The sequence below is a fragment of the Microbacterium aoyamense genome, from assembly GCF_023155855.1.
Classification (GTDB): domain Bacteria; phylum Actinomycetota; class Actinomycetes; order Actinomycetales; family Microbacteriaceae; genus Microbacterium; species Microbacterium aoyamense.
Map to the genome: position 1 here is coordinate 208,599 of NZ_JAKNUT010000002.1, position 15,671 is coordinate 224,269.

Below are 15,671 nucleotides of genomic sequence, written 5' to 3' on the forward strand. Positions count from 1 at the left end.
ATGGGGTTGCAGTGGGTGTCGCCGTTCCCGGCCCGCATCCAACACTCTCTAAGGTGGAATCCATGACATATTCGGTCGCCGTCTCCGGCGCATCCGGCTATGCGGGCGGTGAGATCCTCCGGATCCTCGCCGCACATCCCGACGTCGAGATCCGCACCGTCACCGCGCACTCGAACGCGGGACAGCCGCTCATCCAGCACCAGCCGCACCTGCGCTCACTCGCGCACCTCACCCTGCAGGACACGACGCCCGAGATCCTCTCCGGGCACGACATCGTGTTCCTCGCTCTGCCGCACGGCCAGTCGGGGCAGTACACCGACGCACTCGAGGGTGCGCCGCTCGTGATCGACGCGGGCGCCGATCACCGTCTCACCGATCCCGCCGAGTGGGACGCCTTCTACGGCGGCGACTTCCACGACCCATGGGTCTATGGCGTGCCTGAACTGCTCGTCGACGGCGTGAAGCAGCGCGAGCGACTGGTCGGGGCATCCCGCATCGCCGCACCCGGCTGCAACGCGTCCACCGTCTCGCTCTCACTCGCCCCCGGCGTCGCCGCGGGGGTCATCGATCCGTCCGACATCGTCAGCGTTCTCGCCGTCGGGCCGTCGGGTGCCGGTAAGAGCCTCAAGACGAATCTGCTCGCCTCCGAGATCCTCGGCACCGCGAACCCGTATGCCGTGGGCGGTACGCACCGGCACATCCCCGAGATCCGCCAGGCGCTCATGGCCGCAGGTGCGGGCGAGGTGAAGGTCTCCTTCACTCCCGTGCTCGTCCCGATGGCGCGGGGGATCCTGGCGACGTCGACGGCACCCCTTGCGGCGGGCGTGTCCGACGCCCAGGTCCGCGCCGCGTGGGAGGACGCGTACGGTGACGAGACCTTCGTGCAGCTCCTGCCGGCCGGAGAGTTCCCGCGCACGGCCGACGTCGTCGGCGCCAACACGGCGCTCATGGGCCTCGCGATCGACCGCGCGGCGAACCGCGTCGTCGTCGTGACGGCCGTCGACAACCTCGTCAAGGGCACGGCCGGCGCCGCCGTGCAGTCCATGAACATCGCGCTCGGCCTCGCAGAGGGCACGGGCCTCACCGTGAACGGAGTCGCCCCGTGAGCGTCACCGCAGCCCTGGGCTTCGAGGCGGCCGGCGTCGCCGTGGGCCTCAAGTCGTCCGGAAACAAAGACGTCGCGGTCGTGGTCAACCGCGGCCCGCTCAAAGTCGGTGCCGCCGTCTTCACCTCGAACCGCGCGAAGGCCAACCCCATCATCTGGTCGCAGCAGGCGATCCAGGACGGTGTGGTCGAAGCCGTCGTGCTGAACTCGGGTGGGGCGAACTGCTTCACCGGCTCGTTCGGCTTCCAGACGACCCACCAGACCGCCGAGAAGGCGGCGGAGCTGTTGGGTGTGAGCGCGGGCGATGTCATCGTCTGCTCGACCGGGCTCATCGGCACGGGCGACGAGGTCTTCCGCGCGAAGGTGCTCGACGGCGTTGCGCAGGGCATCGCACGACTCTCCTCCGATGGCGGGGTCGCGGCATCCGAAGCCATCATGACGACCGACTCGAAGGCCAAGCGCTCCACCGTGACGCGCGGCGGCTGGACGATCGGCGGGATGGCGAAGGGCGCCGGGATGCTGGCGCCCGGGCTCGCGACGATGCTCGTCGTGATCACGACCGACGCGGTGCTCGACGCCGCCGGTGCCGACGCGGCGCTGCGCAGCGCGACCCGCGTGAGTTTCGACCGACTCGACTCGGACGGCTGCATGTCGACGAACGACCAGGTCACGCTGCTCGCCAGCGGCGCTTCGGGGATCACGCCTGCCGCCGACGCGTTCGCCGAAGCGCTCGCCGAGGTGTGCCTCGACCTCGCGTCGCAGCTGCAGGGCGACGCCGAAGGGGCGAGCCACGACATCACGATCGCCGTGACGAACGCGGCATCCGAAGACGACGCCGTCGAGGTGGGCAGGTCCGTCGCCCGCAACAACCTCTTCAAGGCCGCGATCTTCGGCAACGACCCGAACTGGGGCCGGGTGCTCGCCGCGATCGGCACGACCGACGCAGCCTTCGACCCCTACGACGTCGACGTGTGGATGAACGGCGTCCGCGTCTGCACAGCCGGTGGTCCCGACCGCCCGCGCGAGGACGTCGACCTGACACCGCGTGCGACGCACCTCGTGATCGATCTCAAGGTCGGCGACGCCGCCGCGACGATCCTCACCAACGACCTCACGCACGACTACGTCCACGAGAACAGCGCCTACTCGTCATGAACGATCTTCAGGACACCGACCCCGCCGAGGCCAGCGTCAAGGCCGCGACCCTCATCGAATCGCTGCCGTGGCTGCGGCGGTTCCGCGACCAGATCGTCGTCATCAAGTACGGCGGAAACGCGATGGTCTCGGAGGAGCTGCAGGATGCCTTCGCCGCCGACATCGCGTACCTCCGCTACGTGGGCGTCAAGCCCGTCGTCGTGCACGGCGGCGGCCCGCAGATCTCGTCGATGCTCGATCGCCTCGCGATTCCGAGCGAGTTCAAGGGCGGCTACCGCGTCACGAGCACCGAGGCGATCTCGGTCGTCCGCATGGTGCTGACGGGGCAGATCAATCCGCAGCTCGTGAGCAAGATCAACGCGCACGGTCCGGTCGCGACCGGCTTGAGCGGTGAAGACGCCGGCCTGTTCGGCGGCCGCCGCCGCGGCGTCGTGATCGAGGGCGTCGAGCACGACCTCGGCCGTGTCGGCGACGTCGTCGAGGTCGATCCGCAGCCCGTGCTCGATCAGCTCGCGGCGGGACGCATCCCCGTCGTTTCGTCGATCGCGCCCGACCTCGACCACCCGGGGCATTCGCTGAACGTGAATGCGGATGCCGCGGCATCCGCCCTCGCCGTCTCTCTGGGCGCCGCGAAGCTCGTCGTCCTCACGGACGTCGCGGGCCTGTATGCCGACTGGCCGAACCGCGAGTCGCTCGTCTCGCATCTGACCTCGACCGAGCTGCGCACGATGCTGCCTTCGCTGGAATCGGGCATGATCCCGAAGATGCAGGCGTGCCTCGAAGCCGTCGAGGGCGGGGTCGAGACGGCGGCCATCATCGACGGACGCGTACCGCACTCGGTGCTCGTCGAGATCTTCACGAGCAAGGGAATCGGGACTGAGGTGGTGCTCGGATGAGCTGGCAGGATGACGCGGGACGCGATCTCGTGAAGAGCTTCGGCGATCGCATGGCGATGTTCGTGCGCGGCGAGGGTGCCTACCTGTGGGATGCCGACGGCAACCGCTACCTCGACTTCCTCGCGGGGATCGCCGTGAACTCGCTCGGACACGCGCATCCCGCGTTCGTCGAAGCGATCTCGGCGCAGGCGGCGACTCTCGCGCACGTGTCGAACTACTTCGCGACGCCGCCGCAGCTCGCTCTCGCGGCGCAGCTCAAGCGCATCGCGGGCACGGGCGACGCGGGCCGGGTGTACTTCGGCAACTCGGGCGCCGAGGCGAACGAGGCGGCGTTCAAGCTCGCGCGGCTGCACGGCGGCTCCGACCGCCCGCGCGTCCTCGCACTGACCGACGCCTTCCACGGCCGCACGATGGGCACGCTCGCCCTCACCGGCAAGCCGTACATGCAGGAGCCCTTCCTGCCCATGGTGCCGGGCGTCGAGTTCATCGACTCCACGATCGAGGCGCTCGAGGCCGCGCTCGACGATCGTGTCGCGGCCCTCTTCGTCGAACCCATCAAGGGCGAGGCCGGAGTGATCGAGCTGCCGACCGGGTATCTCGTGGCCGCGCGCGAGCTGACGGCCCGCCACGGGGCGCTGCTCATCATCGACGAGATCCAGACCGGCGCGGGACGCACGGGGGAGTGGTTCGCCTTCCAGCATGCCGGCATCACCCCCGACGCGATCACGGTGGCCAAAGGCATCGGCGGCGGGTTCCCCATCGGGGCGCTCATCACGTTCGACACCGCGGCCGAGCTCTTCTACCCGGGCACGCACGGCTCGACCTTCGGCGGCAACGCGCTCGGCACGGCCGTCGCGGGCGCGGTCCTCGCCCAGATCGAGAGCGAAGGCCTCGTCCGCAACGCGGCCGAGCGCGGGGCGCAGCTGCGCGAGATCATCGCGCGGATCGATTCGCCGCTGGTGAGCGGATGTCGCGGGCAGGGCCTGCTCGTCGGCGTCGGCCTGCGGCAGCCCGTCGCCAAGGCGCTCGTCGCGGCCGCGCAGGAGCGGGGCCTCATCATCAACGCGCCCAACGACACGACCATCCGGCTCGTGCCGGCCCTCAACATCGGCGACGTCGAGCTCGACGAGTTCGAAGCGCTCTTCGCGGCATCCCTCGACGCCGTTCTCCTCACGGAAGGACACCCCGCGTGACCCGCCACCTGCTGCGTGACGACGACCTGACGGCGGCCGAGCAGGCCGAGATCCTCGACCTCGCGGTCGAGCTCAAGAAGGACCGCTGGGCCGACAAGTCCCTCGCCGGCCCGCAGACCGTCGCCGTCATCTTCGACAAGTCGTCGACGCGCACGCGCGTGTCGTTCGCCGTCGGGATCGCCGACCTCGGCGGCTCGCCGCTCATCATCTCGACGGCCAACAGCCAGCTCGGGGGCAAAGAGACCCCCGCCGACACGGCCCGCGTGCTCGAGCGCCAGGTCGCCGCGATCGTCTGGCGCACGTACGCGCAGGCGGGCCTCGAGGAGATGGCGCGCGACACCCGCGTACCGGTCGTCAACGCACTGAGCGACGACTTCCACCCGTGCCAGCTGCTCGCCGACCTGCTCACGATCAAGGAGCACAAGGGCGACCTGTCGGGCCTCACCCTCGCGTTCTTCGGCGACGGCAAGTCGAACATGGCGCACTCCTACGTGCTCGCGGGCGTCACCGCGGGCATGCACGTACGCGTCGCGTCGCCCGAGGACTACGCGCCCCGCGACGACGTGATCGCCGACGCCGACCGCCGAGCGGCCGAGACCGGCGGCTCCGTCACGCTCTACACCGACCCCAACGAGGCGGCGGCCGGTGCCGACGTCATCGTCACCGACACGTGGGTGTCGATGGGCAAGGAGGAGGAGAAGCTCTCGCGACTGCGCGATCTCGGTGGCTACAAGGTCACGAGCGAGCTCATGACGCTCGCCGACTCCGACGCGATCTTCATCCACTGCCTGCCCGCCGACCGCGGCTACGAAGTCGATGCCGAGGTCATCGACGGGCCGCAGAGCGTCGTGTGGGACGAAGCCGAGAACCGCCTGCACGCGCAGAAGGCGCTCCTGGTGTGGCTGCTGCGCCAGCAGTGACCTGGCTGCGCTCCCGCTGGGAGCGCCTCAACGGCCCTCAGCGCATCGGCGGCGTCGACCTCGCGCGCGGGCTCGCGGTGCTCGGGATGATCGCCGCGCACCTGCTGTGGATCACCGAACCTTTCGACTGGACGGATGCCGCGACCTGGATCGCCGTCGTCGACGGACGCTCCTCGATCCTGTTCGCGACCCTCGCGGGAGTGTCGATCGGCCTCGTCACGGGCGGACGCGCACCACTGACCGGCCGCGGGCTCACCACCGCACGCCTGCGGCTGGTGGTACGGGCGATCCTCCTGTGGATCATCGGCATCGTGCTGATCCTCACGGGGGTGCCGGTCTTCGTCATCCTCCCCGCCTACGCGATCCTGTTCCTGCTCGCGCTGCCCCTGCTCGCCCTCCCCGCACGCGTGGTGCTGCCGCTCGCGGGCGGTCTTGCGCTGGTCATGCCGTTCGTTCAGGTCTGGCTCGACGAGCTCCCCTTCTGGCGGACCGTCGCGGGACACGACGTCGGACTGCTGATCGGCTGGCACTATCCGTTCCCGGTGTGGATCGCCTTCGTGGTGGCGGGCCTCGGCGTCGCGCGCGCCGGCGTGACACGCCTGAAGGTTCAGGGATGGATGCTGGCAGCAGGCGCCGTCCTCGCGTTCGCCGGGTACTCGCTCGGCGTCTTCGAGGACGAGGCGTCGGTGTGGAGCGCCGACCCGCACTCCTCGGGCCTGTTCGAGGTCATCGGCTCGGGAGGGTTCGCGCTCGCGGTGATCGCGGCATCCCTCCTCGTCTGTCGCACGGTGCTCACATGGCTCGTGCTGCCTCTTCGCGCCGTCGGCGCGATGCCGCTCACGGCTTACGTCGCACAGATCGTCGCGTGGGCCATCGTCGCGGCGTCGGTGCTCGGCGACACGGGCGACCTGGCCGGCTTCCGCGACCTCGAGCCCTTCTGGCCGCTCACCCTGACGGTGCTCGTCGCGTGCACCGCGTGGGCGCTCGTGATCGGCCGCGGGCCGCTCGAATGGTTCACGGACACCTCATCTCGTGCTTTGACGCGCTCCCGCTGACGCCGGGTCGGCGCATTTGGTGGGTTTCGCGCGTCCGGTCGGACGGTTTGCGCCGACTCGGCTGGGCGTGCCGATGCGAGGTTGGCGCATGTGGTGGGTTTCGCGCGTCCGGTCGGACGGTTTGCGCCGACTCGGCTGGGCGTGCCGATGCGAGGTTGGCGCATGTGGTGGGTTTCGCGCGTCCGGTCGGCGGTTTGCGCCGACTCGGCTGGGCGTGCCGATGCAAGGTTGGCGCATTTCGTGGGTTTCGCGTGTCGGGTGGGGCGGTTTGCGCCGACTCGGCTGGGCGTGCCGATGCAAGGTCGGCGCGTTTGGTGGGTTTCGCGTGTCGGGTGGGGCGGTTTGCGCCGACGAAGGATCACGTGGGGAGGGGTGTCTGCGTCCGCGCGCTCACTCACGGGGTCCAGCCGTTGCGGATGAGCGCGTCGCGGATACGCGCTACTGCCGGAGCGACGGAGGGATAGGCGTGGGCGGCGGTGAGCCGAAGCACCGTCCAACCCGCGCGCACGCAGGCGGCGTGCTTCTCGATGTCACGGTTCCACTGCGCGGGGTCGAGTCGGTGATGATCCCCTTCGCACTCGACGAGCAGACGGTAGGAGGGAAAGGCGATCTCGGTGTAGCCGATGGGGTCGCCGTTCTCGTCGAAGAGGTCGATGTCGAGTTCGGGCTCGGGCAGCCCGCCGTCGATGATCCCGAGGCGCACGCGGGTCTCGAACGGGGAGGCCGCACCGACTCGGATGAGCGCGAGCGCAGACCGCAGCTTCCCGGCGCCCCGACGTCGCCCTGTCGCAACGGAAGCCTCCAGCTGTCGCATCGTCGCCAGCCCGACCTGGCCGCGGATCATCCCGCGCATACGCGGAACGTGGACGATGGCATCCCCCACCTCGATGAGCTCGGCCACGGTGAGTTCGTCCGCGAGTTGCGCCCACACCGAGGCAGGGCTCGCGAGACGCAAGCCGTCGTGCTCTCGCACCGAAACCGCCCTCGTCGCGAGTTGTCGCCCGCGCACGTTCGCGGCCCTCGACGCGCGATGCGGCTTCAGCACAGCGGCGTCGACGTCGCGCGGCCGGTGCTCGGCGCCGTCGGACGAAGGATCTCCGCGGAGCACTGCGAGGGGCAACGGCAGTCCCCACGCGACAGCCGCCGATACGTGCGTGAAGAACGTGTGGCGGGGCGCCACCTTCGCGAACGCGCGCATGCGGCGCAGCAGTTCCCGCCGCAGCCGTCGGCTCTCTCTGGCCCGGGGGTTCTCATCCGGGAGATCCGTCTCGACGGGATCCGGCCTCGACCGCACGCCGTGGAACGGTGCCTCGAGGTCTCGACCGCGCAGCCGTCCCTCCGAGACGCCCTCGCGTCGTGCGTCCGCGACAGAGAAGTGTGCGCCGAGGGACGTCGGAAAGGGGCGATGGCGTGACATCCGCCCATCGTCGTCGGTGCGCGATGCCGCCCGCACCGCGGGAGGGCGATTCGCAGGACGATGCGCCGCGAGTCCGTCTGGGGAGGAACGGATGCGGCCACCCGCCTGGATTGGCACGAATCGTCGTGCGGGTGGCGGCGGGCACCGATCCGCGCCGACTCGAGACGCCGGCCCGAGGCGCGGTTGGCGCACTTCACGGTGCGGAACGCGCGAAGCCGCGGAATGCGCCCACCGGGCGGAGGTCCGAAGCTCGGATCCCGCGCGAGGGTGCCGAATTCGCCGAACCGTGCAACGCCCGCTCAGCAGCCGTGTCGCGGGCGGTCACCCGGCAACGGCGCGTCGGTAGGCTGGTCGAGTGAGCGACGAGAAGGCCGACGGTACCAACGAGGGCGCGCTGTGGGGCGCCCGCTTCGCATCCGGACCCTCGCCGGAGCTCGCGGCGCTGAGCCGATCGACGCACTTCGACTGGGCTCTCGCCCTGTACGACATCGCGGGATCGCACGCGCACGCGAAGGCTTTGAGCGCAGCCGGGTATCTGACGGCTGACGAAGAGCGCGCGATGCATGCGGGACTGGATGCCCTGGCGCGCGCGATCGTCGACGGCACGCTCGTGGCATCCGACGCCGACGAAGACGTCCACGGCGCGCTCGAGCAGGCGCTCATCGCCGAGGTGGGCGCCGAGCTCGGCGGCAAGCTGCGCGCCGGCCGCAGCCGCAACGACCAGATCGCGACCCTCGTGCGGATGTACCTGCTCGATCACTCGCGCACGATCGCGCGCGAGATCCTTCGGGTCATCGACGCGCTCGTCGCGCAGGCCGAGGCGCACGCCGACGCGATCATGCCGGGGCGCACGCACCTGCAGCACGCACAGCCGGTCCTGCTCGCCCACCACCTGCAGGCGCACGCGTGGCCGCTCGTGCGCGACCTCGAGCGCCTCCGCGACTGGTCGGCACGGGCCGTCGTCTCGCCGTACGGCGGGGGAGCGCTCGCGGGATCGACGCTCGGACTCGATCCGCAGCTCGTCGCGACCGAGCTCGGACTCGACCGGCCGGCTGAGAACTCGATCGACGGCACGGCCGCGCGCGACGTCGTCGCCGAGTTCGCGTTCGTGACCGCGATGATCGGGATCGACCTCTCGCGCCTCGCCGAGGAGATCATCCTCTGGAACACGCGCGAGTTCGGCTTCGTCACGCTTGACGACGGCTTCTCGACGGGCTCGAGCATCATGCCGCAGAAGAAGAACCCCGACATCGCCGAGCTCGCGCGCGGCAAGGCGGGACGTCTGATCGGCAACCTGTCCGGGCTCCTCGCGACGCTCAAGGGGCTCCCGCTCGCGTACAACCGCGACCTGCAGGAAGACAAAGAGCCCGTGTTCGACTCCGTCGCGACGCTCGAGGTCGTGCTCCCGGCTTTCGCGGGCATGGTCGCGACGATGCGATTCGACGCGGAGCGGATGCGATCGCTCGCGCCCGAGGGCTTCTCGCTCGCGACCGACGTCGCAGAGTGGCTCGTGAAGCGCGGCGTCCCCTTCCGGGATGCCCACGAGATCTCCGGCGCGCTCGTGCGCGCGTGCGAGATGCGGGGCATCGGGCTGGAGGACGCCCCCGACGAGTTGCTGGCTGAGGTATCGCCGCTGCTGACACCTGAGGTGCGTGAGGTGCTGTCGGTCGACGGCTCGGTCGCGAGCCGGACAGGGGTGGGTGGTACCGCGCCCGTGCGGGTCACCGAGCAGCGCGCGCACCTGGTGGCACGGGCGCAGGCGGTCGCTTTACAGCTCCTTGAGAAGCAGTGATTCACTTATATCTCGAGAAATATCAGCGAATCGTTGATTTTAACTGAATATCAGTGAGAGACTGATCTCATGGTCGCCACAGTGATCGCCGACATCGTCGGGTCTCGCGAGCTCGCCGACCGCGCCGTCGCGCAGCGCGCGCTCGAAGAGTCGCTCGCCCTCGTGGCCGAGGTCGCGCCCGCAGCCGACGCCGCGCTCCTGCCCACGGTGGGCGATGAACTGCAGGGGGTGTACCCCGATCTCGTCTCGGCCTCGGCGGCCACGATGCTGCTCCAGCTGATGCTCCCCGCGGAGATCGAACTGCGGTTCGGCATCGGCCTCGGCGCGATCGAAGACATCCCGTCGGTGCGGGGTGTGCTGTCCGAAGGCGAAGCGTGGTGGGCGGCGCGTCAGGCGATCGAAGAGGTCGAAGCACTCGCGCGTCGCGCGGCGCCGACGGCACGCACCCGGGTGGCGGCCCCGGCATCCGCTCCCGCCGAGGTCCGGCAGCTCGTACGGATCGCCAACGACGGCTTCCTCGCCCGCGATCGGGCCGTCGCTCAGCTGAGTCCGCGCGCGCGTCGCATCGTCTACCGACGCTGGCTGGGCGAGACGCAGACCGAGATCGCGGCCGCCGAGGGCGTCGGGCAGTCCGCCGTCTCGCAGGCGATCGCCACGGCAGACGCCGGGCCGCTCATCGAGGGACTCCGCATTCTCACGCGGCAGAACGACTGATCGTCACCAGATCGCGAGCCACACCATTCCCACGACGGCGCTCGACCACAGCAGACTCGCGAGCGTGCCAACGATGAACCGCTCGCGCGCGGCGGGCGTCGCGAGCTCCGTGAAGCGGCCGATGCCCTTGAGCGCCACGACGACGGCGATGACGGCGGGGAACCCCGCGAGAATGCCCAGAGCGACCGCCGCGCGCTCCAGATAGCCGATCGCCGTCCCGCCGCGGAGGATCTCCTCTTCGCGAGCCGGCGAGTCCTCGGTCATGAGCTCGACGAGGATGCCGCCGCGCGTACCCTCCTTCGTGCGGCCGCCGTCGGCCGCCGACAGCGCCCAGCGGGAGAAGGGATTGCCGCCGAGCACGGCCAGCGCCACCCCGAGGATCGCGAGCAGTGCGCCGAACAGCAGCGGGACGTTGTACGGCAGCACCGAGACGACGACGAAGCAGAGCACGACGAGCCCCCCGGCGACGGCGAGCAGCACGACGCTCGGCCGGCGCAGCGAGACCGTCACGAGCGCGAGCGATGCACACAGCGCGGCGAAGAGGAAGATCACGACGATCGTCGTGACGAGGATGTCGGCGGCGGAGTCCACGTTCGTCAGTCTGGCACGGGGCGACGACGGGGCTTGCCCGCACGCGGTACTCACGCCAGGCTCGAGTCATGGCCAAGATGGAGCACTTCGAGATCCCCGTCGACGACATCGCCCGCGCACAGGCGTTCTACGCATCCGTGCTCGGCTATTCGTACGAGCCGTGGGGCGATGACCAGGGAATGCTGATGCAGCCCGAGGGCGAGGGCGTCAACGGCGACCTGCATATCCGGAGCGTCACGCCGCATCCGACCGTCGTCTTCACGGTCGACCGCATCGAAGACGTGCTCGCGCTCGCCGTCGCCAACGGCGGCGAGCTCATCGGAGCGATCGAACCGATGGGCGAGAGCGCGCGCTACGCCTATCTCAAGGATTCCGAGGGCAACATCATCGGCGTCTACGACGAGATCTCCGCCGCCTGACGCAACGGAGCCCGCGCCGCCCGCTGATAGCCTGAAACGCGTGTCTGAAACCGTCGTGAGCGCGACCGCGCCCGCCAACGATCCCACGTTCGAGAACGTCTGGGACGAGATCGTCTGGCGTGGCCTCGTGCATGTGTCCACCGACCAGGGGGCGCTGCGCGCCCTTCTCGCGGGCGACCCGATCACGTACTACTGCGGCTTCGACCCGACGGCGCCGAGCCTTCACCTGGGCAACCTCGTGCAGCTCATCACGATGCGCCGCCTGCAGCTGGCGGGCCACAAGCCGCTCGGCCTCGTCGGCGGGTCGACGGGACTCATCGGCGACCCGCGGCCGACCGCCGAGCGCACGCTCAACGACCGCGACACGATCGCGGAGTGGGTCGGCTACCTGCGAGCGCAGGTCGAGCGCTTCCTCTCGTTCGACGGCGACAATGCCGCGCGCATCGTCAACAACCTCGACTGGACGGCGCCCCTCAGCGCGATCGACTTCCTCCGTGAGATCGGCAAGCACTACCGCGTCGGCACGATGATCAAGAAGGATGCCGTCAGCGCCCGCCTCAACTCCGACGCGGGCATCAGCTACACCGAGTTCAGCTACCAGATCCTGCAGGGGCTCGACTTCCGCGAGCTGTACCTGCAGTACGGCTGCGTCCTGCAGACCGGCGGCAGTGATCAGTGGGGAAACCTCACCAGCGGTGTCGACCTCATCCATCGCACCGAAGGTGTGAGCGTGCACGCCATCGGCACCCCGCTCATCACCAACAGCGACGGCACGAAGTTCGGCAAGAGCGAGGGCAACGCGATCTGGCTCGATGCGGCGATGTGCAGCCCGTACGCGTTCTACCAGTTCTGGCTCAACAGCGACGACGCCGACGTCGTGCAGCGTCTCAAGGTCTTCACGTTCCTGGACCGCGCCGAGATCGAGGAGTACGCGCGGCTCGTCGCCTCCGAGCCGTTCCGCCGCGAGTCGCAGAAGCGTCTCGCGCGCGAAGTGACGACGTACGTGCACGGGGTGGATGCCGCATCCGCCGTCATCGCGGCCTCCGATGCGCTCTTCGGACAGGGCGATCTCACGGCACTCGATGCCGCGACGCTCCGCCAGGCGCTCGACGAGCTCCCCAACGCATCCGTCGCTGCGGGGACGTCGGTCGTGCAGGCGCTCGTCGACACGGGCCTCGTCTCGAGCCTCGGTGAAGCGCGGCGCGCGATCGCGCAGGGTGGCGTCTCGCTCGACGGTGCCAAGGTCGACGACGAAGCCGCCGTCGTGACGGGCACGCTCCCCGGCGGGGTGTCGGTGCTGCGGCGCGGCAAGAAGACGCTCGCGGGCCTGTTCGTCGTAGCCTGACGCGGCATGCCGTTCACCCCGAGCCACGCGGTCGTCGCGCTCCCGTTCCTGCGCACGCCGCTCGTCCCGGCGGCGATCGCCATCGGCGCGATGACTCCCGATCTGCCGCTGTTCGTGCGCGGCACGCCGCTCCAGTACGGGCGCACGCACGACCTCGTCTGGCTGCCGGCGACAGTGCTCGTGGCGCTCGGGCTACTGCTCGTGTGGCGTTGCATCCTGCGTCCCGCGACGCGCGAGCTGGCCCCGGTGTGGCTCGCGCGTCGGCTTCCGGGGGAGTGGGATGCCGGGGCCCGCGCCGCGTGGGGCGAGACCTTCCCGCGACGGGTGTCGGCGATCCTGCTCCTGATCGCCTCGCTCGCGATCGGCGTGGTCTCGCACATCGTGTGGGATCTGTTCACGCACGAAGCGCGGTGGGGTGTCGAGCTCTTCCCCCTGCTCGATGAGAACTGGGGTCCTCTCACGGGCTACAAGTGGCTGCAGCACGGCTCGAGCGTCATCGGGCTGGTCATCATCGGCATCTGGATGCTCGTCTGGCTGTCCCGGCGCACGCCGGTCGGGCGCCTCTCGCGTGTCATCCCCGATGCGGTGCGCTGGATCTGGTGGCTCTCGCTCCCGGCGATCCTCGTCGGTGCGTGGTTCGTCTTCCTGCCGCTGTACGGCGGGTTCGACGAGCACTTCGGCCCGGCGCACTTGGCCTATCGCGTGCTTCCGCCGGCGTGCGCGCTGTGGGGTGTGCTCTCGGTCGTGCTCTGCGTCGTCGTGCAGCTGCGGCGCCGGAATGCGGACCGGGAAGACCCGACACCGGCGACTCGGGAATCCTGACCGCTTTCTCGGGATGAGCGCCGGGTCGGGCGCGCATGCGTGAAAACCGCGGAATCACGCGGATCCCGCTCGCGACACGCCCGGGATGCGGGCAGGATTTGCCCGATCCCCAGAACCCACGTAACTTATTACTTGTTCGCCCCACAGGGAAGCGGAGAGGCCGAGAGCCTTACCCCCCTCAAGCGGAGAACCACCCCCCATCCGAAGCGCTTCTCATTGAGAGTGCATGACCTTCTGGTCTAGGATGGAGGTTCCCACTCCTCGAAGCTGTCGTTGAGTGCTGTTCACAGACGCTTGATCGTCACGAACCGCCGATTTGACAAGCTGACGGAGAGGGATAAGATAGAGAAGTTGCCCAGCGGGCCGGCTGAAGCCGAAACGCAGGGCACCTGATCTAGCTTCGTGAGACGCCGTCACCGACAGCTTCTGCAGCCTTCGAGCCGCTGAAAACGTCGATTTGACAAGCGGAAGACGAAGAATAAGATAGAGAAGTTGCCCTGCGGGCAAGGCCGAGAGGCTGAGCAGCAGGAGCATCCGATCCTTGAGAACTCAACAGCGTGCACTTGTCAAATGCCAAAAAACCTCGCGGCCGACATTAGTCGGTCGATGAGATTCTTTTGAGATTAAACGAGATGTCAGCAATGACATCCGATCGTCAGATCAAACTCGCTGCTTCGAATCCATTCCGATTCGATCGCAGCAAAATTTCTTTACGGAGAGTTTGATCCTGGCTCAGGATGAACGCTGGCGGCGTGCTTAACACATGCAAGTCGAACGGTGAAAGAGAGCTTGCTCTCTGGATCAGTGGCGAACGGGTGAGTAACACGTGAGCAATCTGCCCCTGACTCTGGGATAAGCGCTGGAAACGGCGTCTAATACCGGATACGAGCTGCGAAGGCATCTTCAGCAGCTGGAAAGAACTTCGGTCAGGGATGAGCTCGCGGCCTATCAGCTAGTTGGTGAGGTAACGGCTCACCAAGGCGTCGACGGGTAGCCGGCCTGAGAGGGTGACCGGCCACACTGGGACTGAGACACGGCCCAGACTCCTACGGGAGGCAGCAGTGGGGAATATTGCACAATGGGCGCAAGCCTGATGCAGCAACGCCGCGTGAGGGACGACGGCCTTCGGGTTGTAAACCTCTTTTAGCAGGGAAGAAGCGAAAGTGACGGTACCTGCAGAAAAAGCACCGGCTAACTACGTGCCAGCAGCCGCGGTAATACGTAGGGTGCAAGCGTTATCCGGAATTATTGGGCGTAAAGAGCTCGTAGGCGGTTTGTCACGTCTGCTGTGAAAACGCGAGGCTCAACCTCGCGCCTGCAGTGGGTACGGGCAGACTAGAGTGCGGTAGGGGAGATTGGAATTCCTGGTGTAGCGGTGGAATGCGCAGATATCAGGAGGAACACCGATGGCGAAGGCAGATCTCTGGGCCGTAACTGACGCTGAGGAGCGAAAGGGTGGGGAGCAAACAGGCTTAGATACCCTGGTAGTCCACCCCGTAAACGTTGGGAACTAGTTGTGGGGTCCATTCCACGGATTCCGTGACGCAGCTAACGCATTAAGTTCCCCGCCTGGGGAGTACGGCCGCAAGGCTAAAACTCAAAGGAATTGACGGGGACCCGCACAAGCGGCGGAGCATGCGGATTAATTCGATGCAACGCGAAGAACCTTACCAAGGCTTGACATATACGAGAACGGGCCAGAAATGGTCAACTCTTTGGACACTCGTAAACAGGTGGTGCATGGTTGTCGTCAGCTCGTGTCGTGAGATGTTGGGTTAAGTCCCGCAACGAGCGCAACCCTCGTTCTATGTTGCCAGCACGTAATGGTGGGAACTCATGGGATACTGCCGGGGTCAACTCGGAGGAAGGTGGGGATGACGTCAAATCATCATGCCCCTTATGTCTTGGGCTTCACGCATGCTACAATGGCCGGTACAAAGGGCTGCAATACCGTAAGGTGGAGCGAATCCCAAAAAGCCGGTCCCAGTTCGGATTGAGGTCTGCAACTCGACCTCATGAAGTCGGAGTCGCTAGTAATCGCAGATCAGCAACGCTGCGGTGAATACGTTCCCGGGTCTTGTACACACCGCCCGTCAAGTCATGAAAGTCGGTAACACCTGAAGCCGGTGGCCCAACCCTTGTGGAGGGAGCCGTCGAAGGTGGGATCGGTAATTAGGACTAAGTCGTAACAAGGTAGCCGTACCGGAAGGTGCGGCTGGATCACCTCCTTTCTAAGGAGCATCTGGC

13 protein-coding genes and 1 rRNA gene are annotated in these 15,671 nt (G+C 67.9%); 12 read left to right on the forward strand and 2 right to left on the reverse strand.

Annotation, left to right across the window (positions count from 1 at the left end; genetic code table 11):
* The first annotated feature begins 62 nt into the window (after window positions 1-62).
* The 6 genes from argC to MA876_RS07805 are packed head-to-tail and all read left to right on the forward strand — an operon-like array spanning window position 63 to window position 6,324.
* Entirely contained in the window at window positions 63-1,106 is a 1,044-nt protein-coding gene (gene argC / locus MA876_RS07780) for an N-acetyl-gamma-glutamyl-phosphate reductase (protein WP_248147536.1), read from the forward strand.
* The gene (gene argJ, locus MA876_RS07785; protein WP_248147537.1) at window positions 1,103-2,260 is read left to right on the forward strand and encodes a bifunctional glutamate N-acetyltransferase/amino-acid acetyltransferase ArgJ; all 1,158 of its coding nucleotides are present in this window, start codon (window positions 1,103-1,105) and stop codon (window positions 2,258-2,260) included. The genes argC and argJ overlap by 4 nt, the downstream gene beginning before the upstream one ends.
* Window positions 2,257-3,156, forward strand: a complete 900-nt coding sequence (argB, locus tag MA876_RS07790) for an acetylglutamate kinase (protein WP_248147538.1) — start codon at window positions 2,257-2,259, stop codon at window positions 3,154-3,156. The genes argJ and argB overlap by 4 nt, the downstream gene beginning before the upstream one ends.
* A complete protein-coding gene (locus MA876_RS07795; RefSeq protein WP_248147539.1) occupies window positions 3,153-4,349 on the forward strand; it encodes an acetylornithine transaminase in 1,197 nt (398 codons plus the stop codon). Before argB ends, MA876_RS07795 begins: the two co-directional genes overlap by 4 nt.
* Window positions 4,346-5,269, forward strand: coding sequence for an ornithine carbamoyltransferase (gene argF, locus MA876_RS07800; RefSeq protein ID WP_248147540.1), 924 nt, complete (start codon window positions 4,346-4,348; stop codon window positions 5,267-5,269). Before MA876_RS07795 ends, argF begins: the two co-directional genes overlap by 4 nt.
* Window positions 5,248-6,324, forward strand: a complete 1,077-nt coding sequence (locus tag MA876_RS07805; protein ID WP_248147541.1) for a heparan-alpha-glucosaminide N-acetyltransferase domain-containing protein — start codon at window positions 5,248-5,250, stop codon at window positions 6,322-6,324. The genes argF and MA876_RS07805 overlap by 22 nt, the downstream gene beginning before the upstream one ends.
* A 394-nt stretch (window positions 6,325-6,718) precedes the next feature.
* On the opposite strand, the gene MA876_RS07810 is transcribed toward MA876_RS07805, so the two are convergent.
* Window positions 6,719-7,741, reverse strand: coding sequence for a putative endonuclease domain-containing protein (locus tag MA876_RS07810; protein ID WP_248147543.1), 1,023 nt, complete (start codon window positions 7,739-7,741; stop codon window positions 6,719-6,721).
* A gap of 355 nt (window positions 7,742-8,096) precedes the next feature.
* Here MA876_RS07810 and argH point away from each other — a divergent pair, with 355 nt between their 5' ends.
* Together argH and MA876_RS07820 are read left to right on the forward strand one after the other, a co-directional pair.
* Window positions 8,097-9,533 (forward strand): argininosuccinate lyase, encoded by a 1,437-nt coding sequence (argH, locus tag MA876_RS07815; protein WP_248147545.1) that lies wholly within the window; start codon window positions 8,097-8,099, stop codon window positions 9,531-9,533.
* 69 nt (window positions 9,534-9,602) lie between these two features.
* Window positions 9,603-10,247 carry a SatD family protein gene (locus MA876_RS07820; protein WP_248147546.1) on the forward strand — a complete coding sequence of 215 codons (645 nt, stop codon included), beginning with the start codon at window positions 9,603-9,605 and terminating at the stop codon, window positions 10,245-10,247.
* 3 nt (window positions 10,248-10,250) lie between these two features.
* Here MA876_RS07820 and MA876_RS07825 read toward each other — a convergent pair whose 3' ends face one another.
* Entirely contained in the window at window positions 10,251-10,838 is a 588-nt protein-coding gene (locus MA876_RS07825; RefSeq protein ID WP_248147548.1) for a hypothetical protein, read from the reverse strand.
* Window positions 10,839-10,906: 68 nt separating this feature from the next.
* Here MA876_RS07825 and MA876_RS07830 point away from each other — a divergent pair, with 68 nt between their 5' ends.
* From MA876_RS07830 to MA876_RS07845, 4 genes are all read left to right on the forward strand, one after another.
* On the forward strand, window positions 10,907-11,257 hold the full coding sequence (locus MA876_RS07830; RefSeq protein WP_248147550.1) for a VOC family protein: 351 nt from the start codon (window positions 10,907-10,909) through the stop codon (window positions 11,255-11,257).
* A gap of 40 nt (window positions 11,258-11,297) precedes the next feature.
* Window positions 11,298-12,602, forward strand: coding sequence for a tyrosine--tRNA ligase (gene tyrS, locus MA876_RS07835; protein WP_248147552.1), 1,305 nt, complete (start codon window positions 11,298-11,300; stop codon window positions 12,600-12,602).
* A gap of 6 nt (window positions 12,603-12,608) precedes the next feature.
* The gene (locus tag MA876_RS07840) at window positions 12,609-13,424 is read left to right on the forward strand and encodes a DUF4184 family protein (RefSeq protein WP_248147554.1); all 816 of its coding nucleotides are present in this window, start codon (window positions 12,609-12,611) and stop codon (window positions 13,422-13,424) included.
* Between the two features lie 709 nt (window positions 13,425-14,133).
* Window positions 14,134-15,655: ribosomal RNA gene (locus MA876_RS07845) — 16S ribosomal RNA — on the forward strand.
* The last annotated feature ends 16 nt before the right edge of the window (window positions 15,656-15,671 follow it).

Coding starts and splice junctions, on each gene's coding strand:
- MA876_RS07820 (WP_248147546.1), top strand. CDS start 9,603: ATGGTCGCCACAGTGATCGCCGACATCGTCGGGTCTCGCGAGCTCGCC.
- MA876_RS07810 (WP_248147543.1), bottom strand. CDS start 7,741: ATGTCACGCCATCGCCCCTTTCCGACGTCCCTCGGCGCACACTTCTCT.
- argC (WP_248147536.1), top strand. CDS start 63: ATGACATATTCGGTCGCCGTCTCCGGCGCATCCGGCTATGCGGGCGGT.
- MA876_RS07840 (WP_248147554.1), top strand. CDS start 12,609: ATGCCGTTCACCCCGAGCCACGCGGTCGTCGCGCTCCCGTTCCTGCGC.
- argB (WP_248147538.1), top strand. CDS start 2,257: ATGAACGATCTTCAGGACACCGACCCCGCCGAGGCCAGCGTCAAGGCC.
- MA876_RS07795 (WP_248147539.1), top strand. CDS start 3,153: ATGAGCTGGCAGGATGACGCGGGACGCGATCTCGTGAAGAGCTTCGGC.
- MA876_RS07830 (WP_248147550.1), top strand. CDS start 10,907: ATGGCCAAGATGGAGCACTTCGAGATCCCCGTCGACGACATCGCCCGC.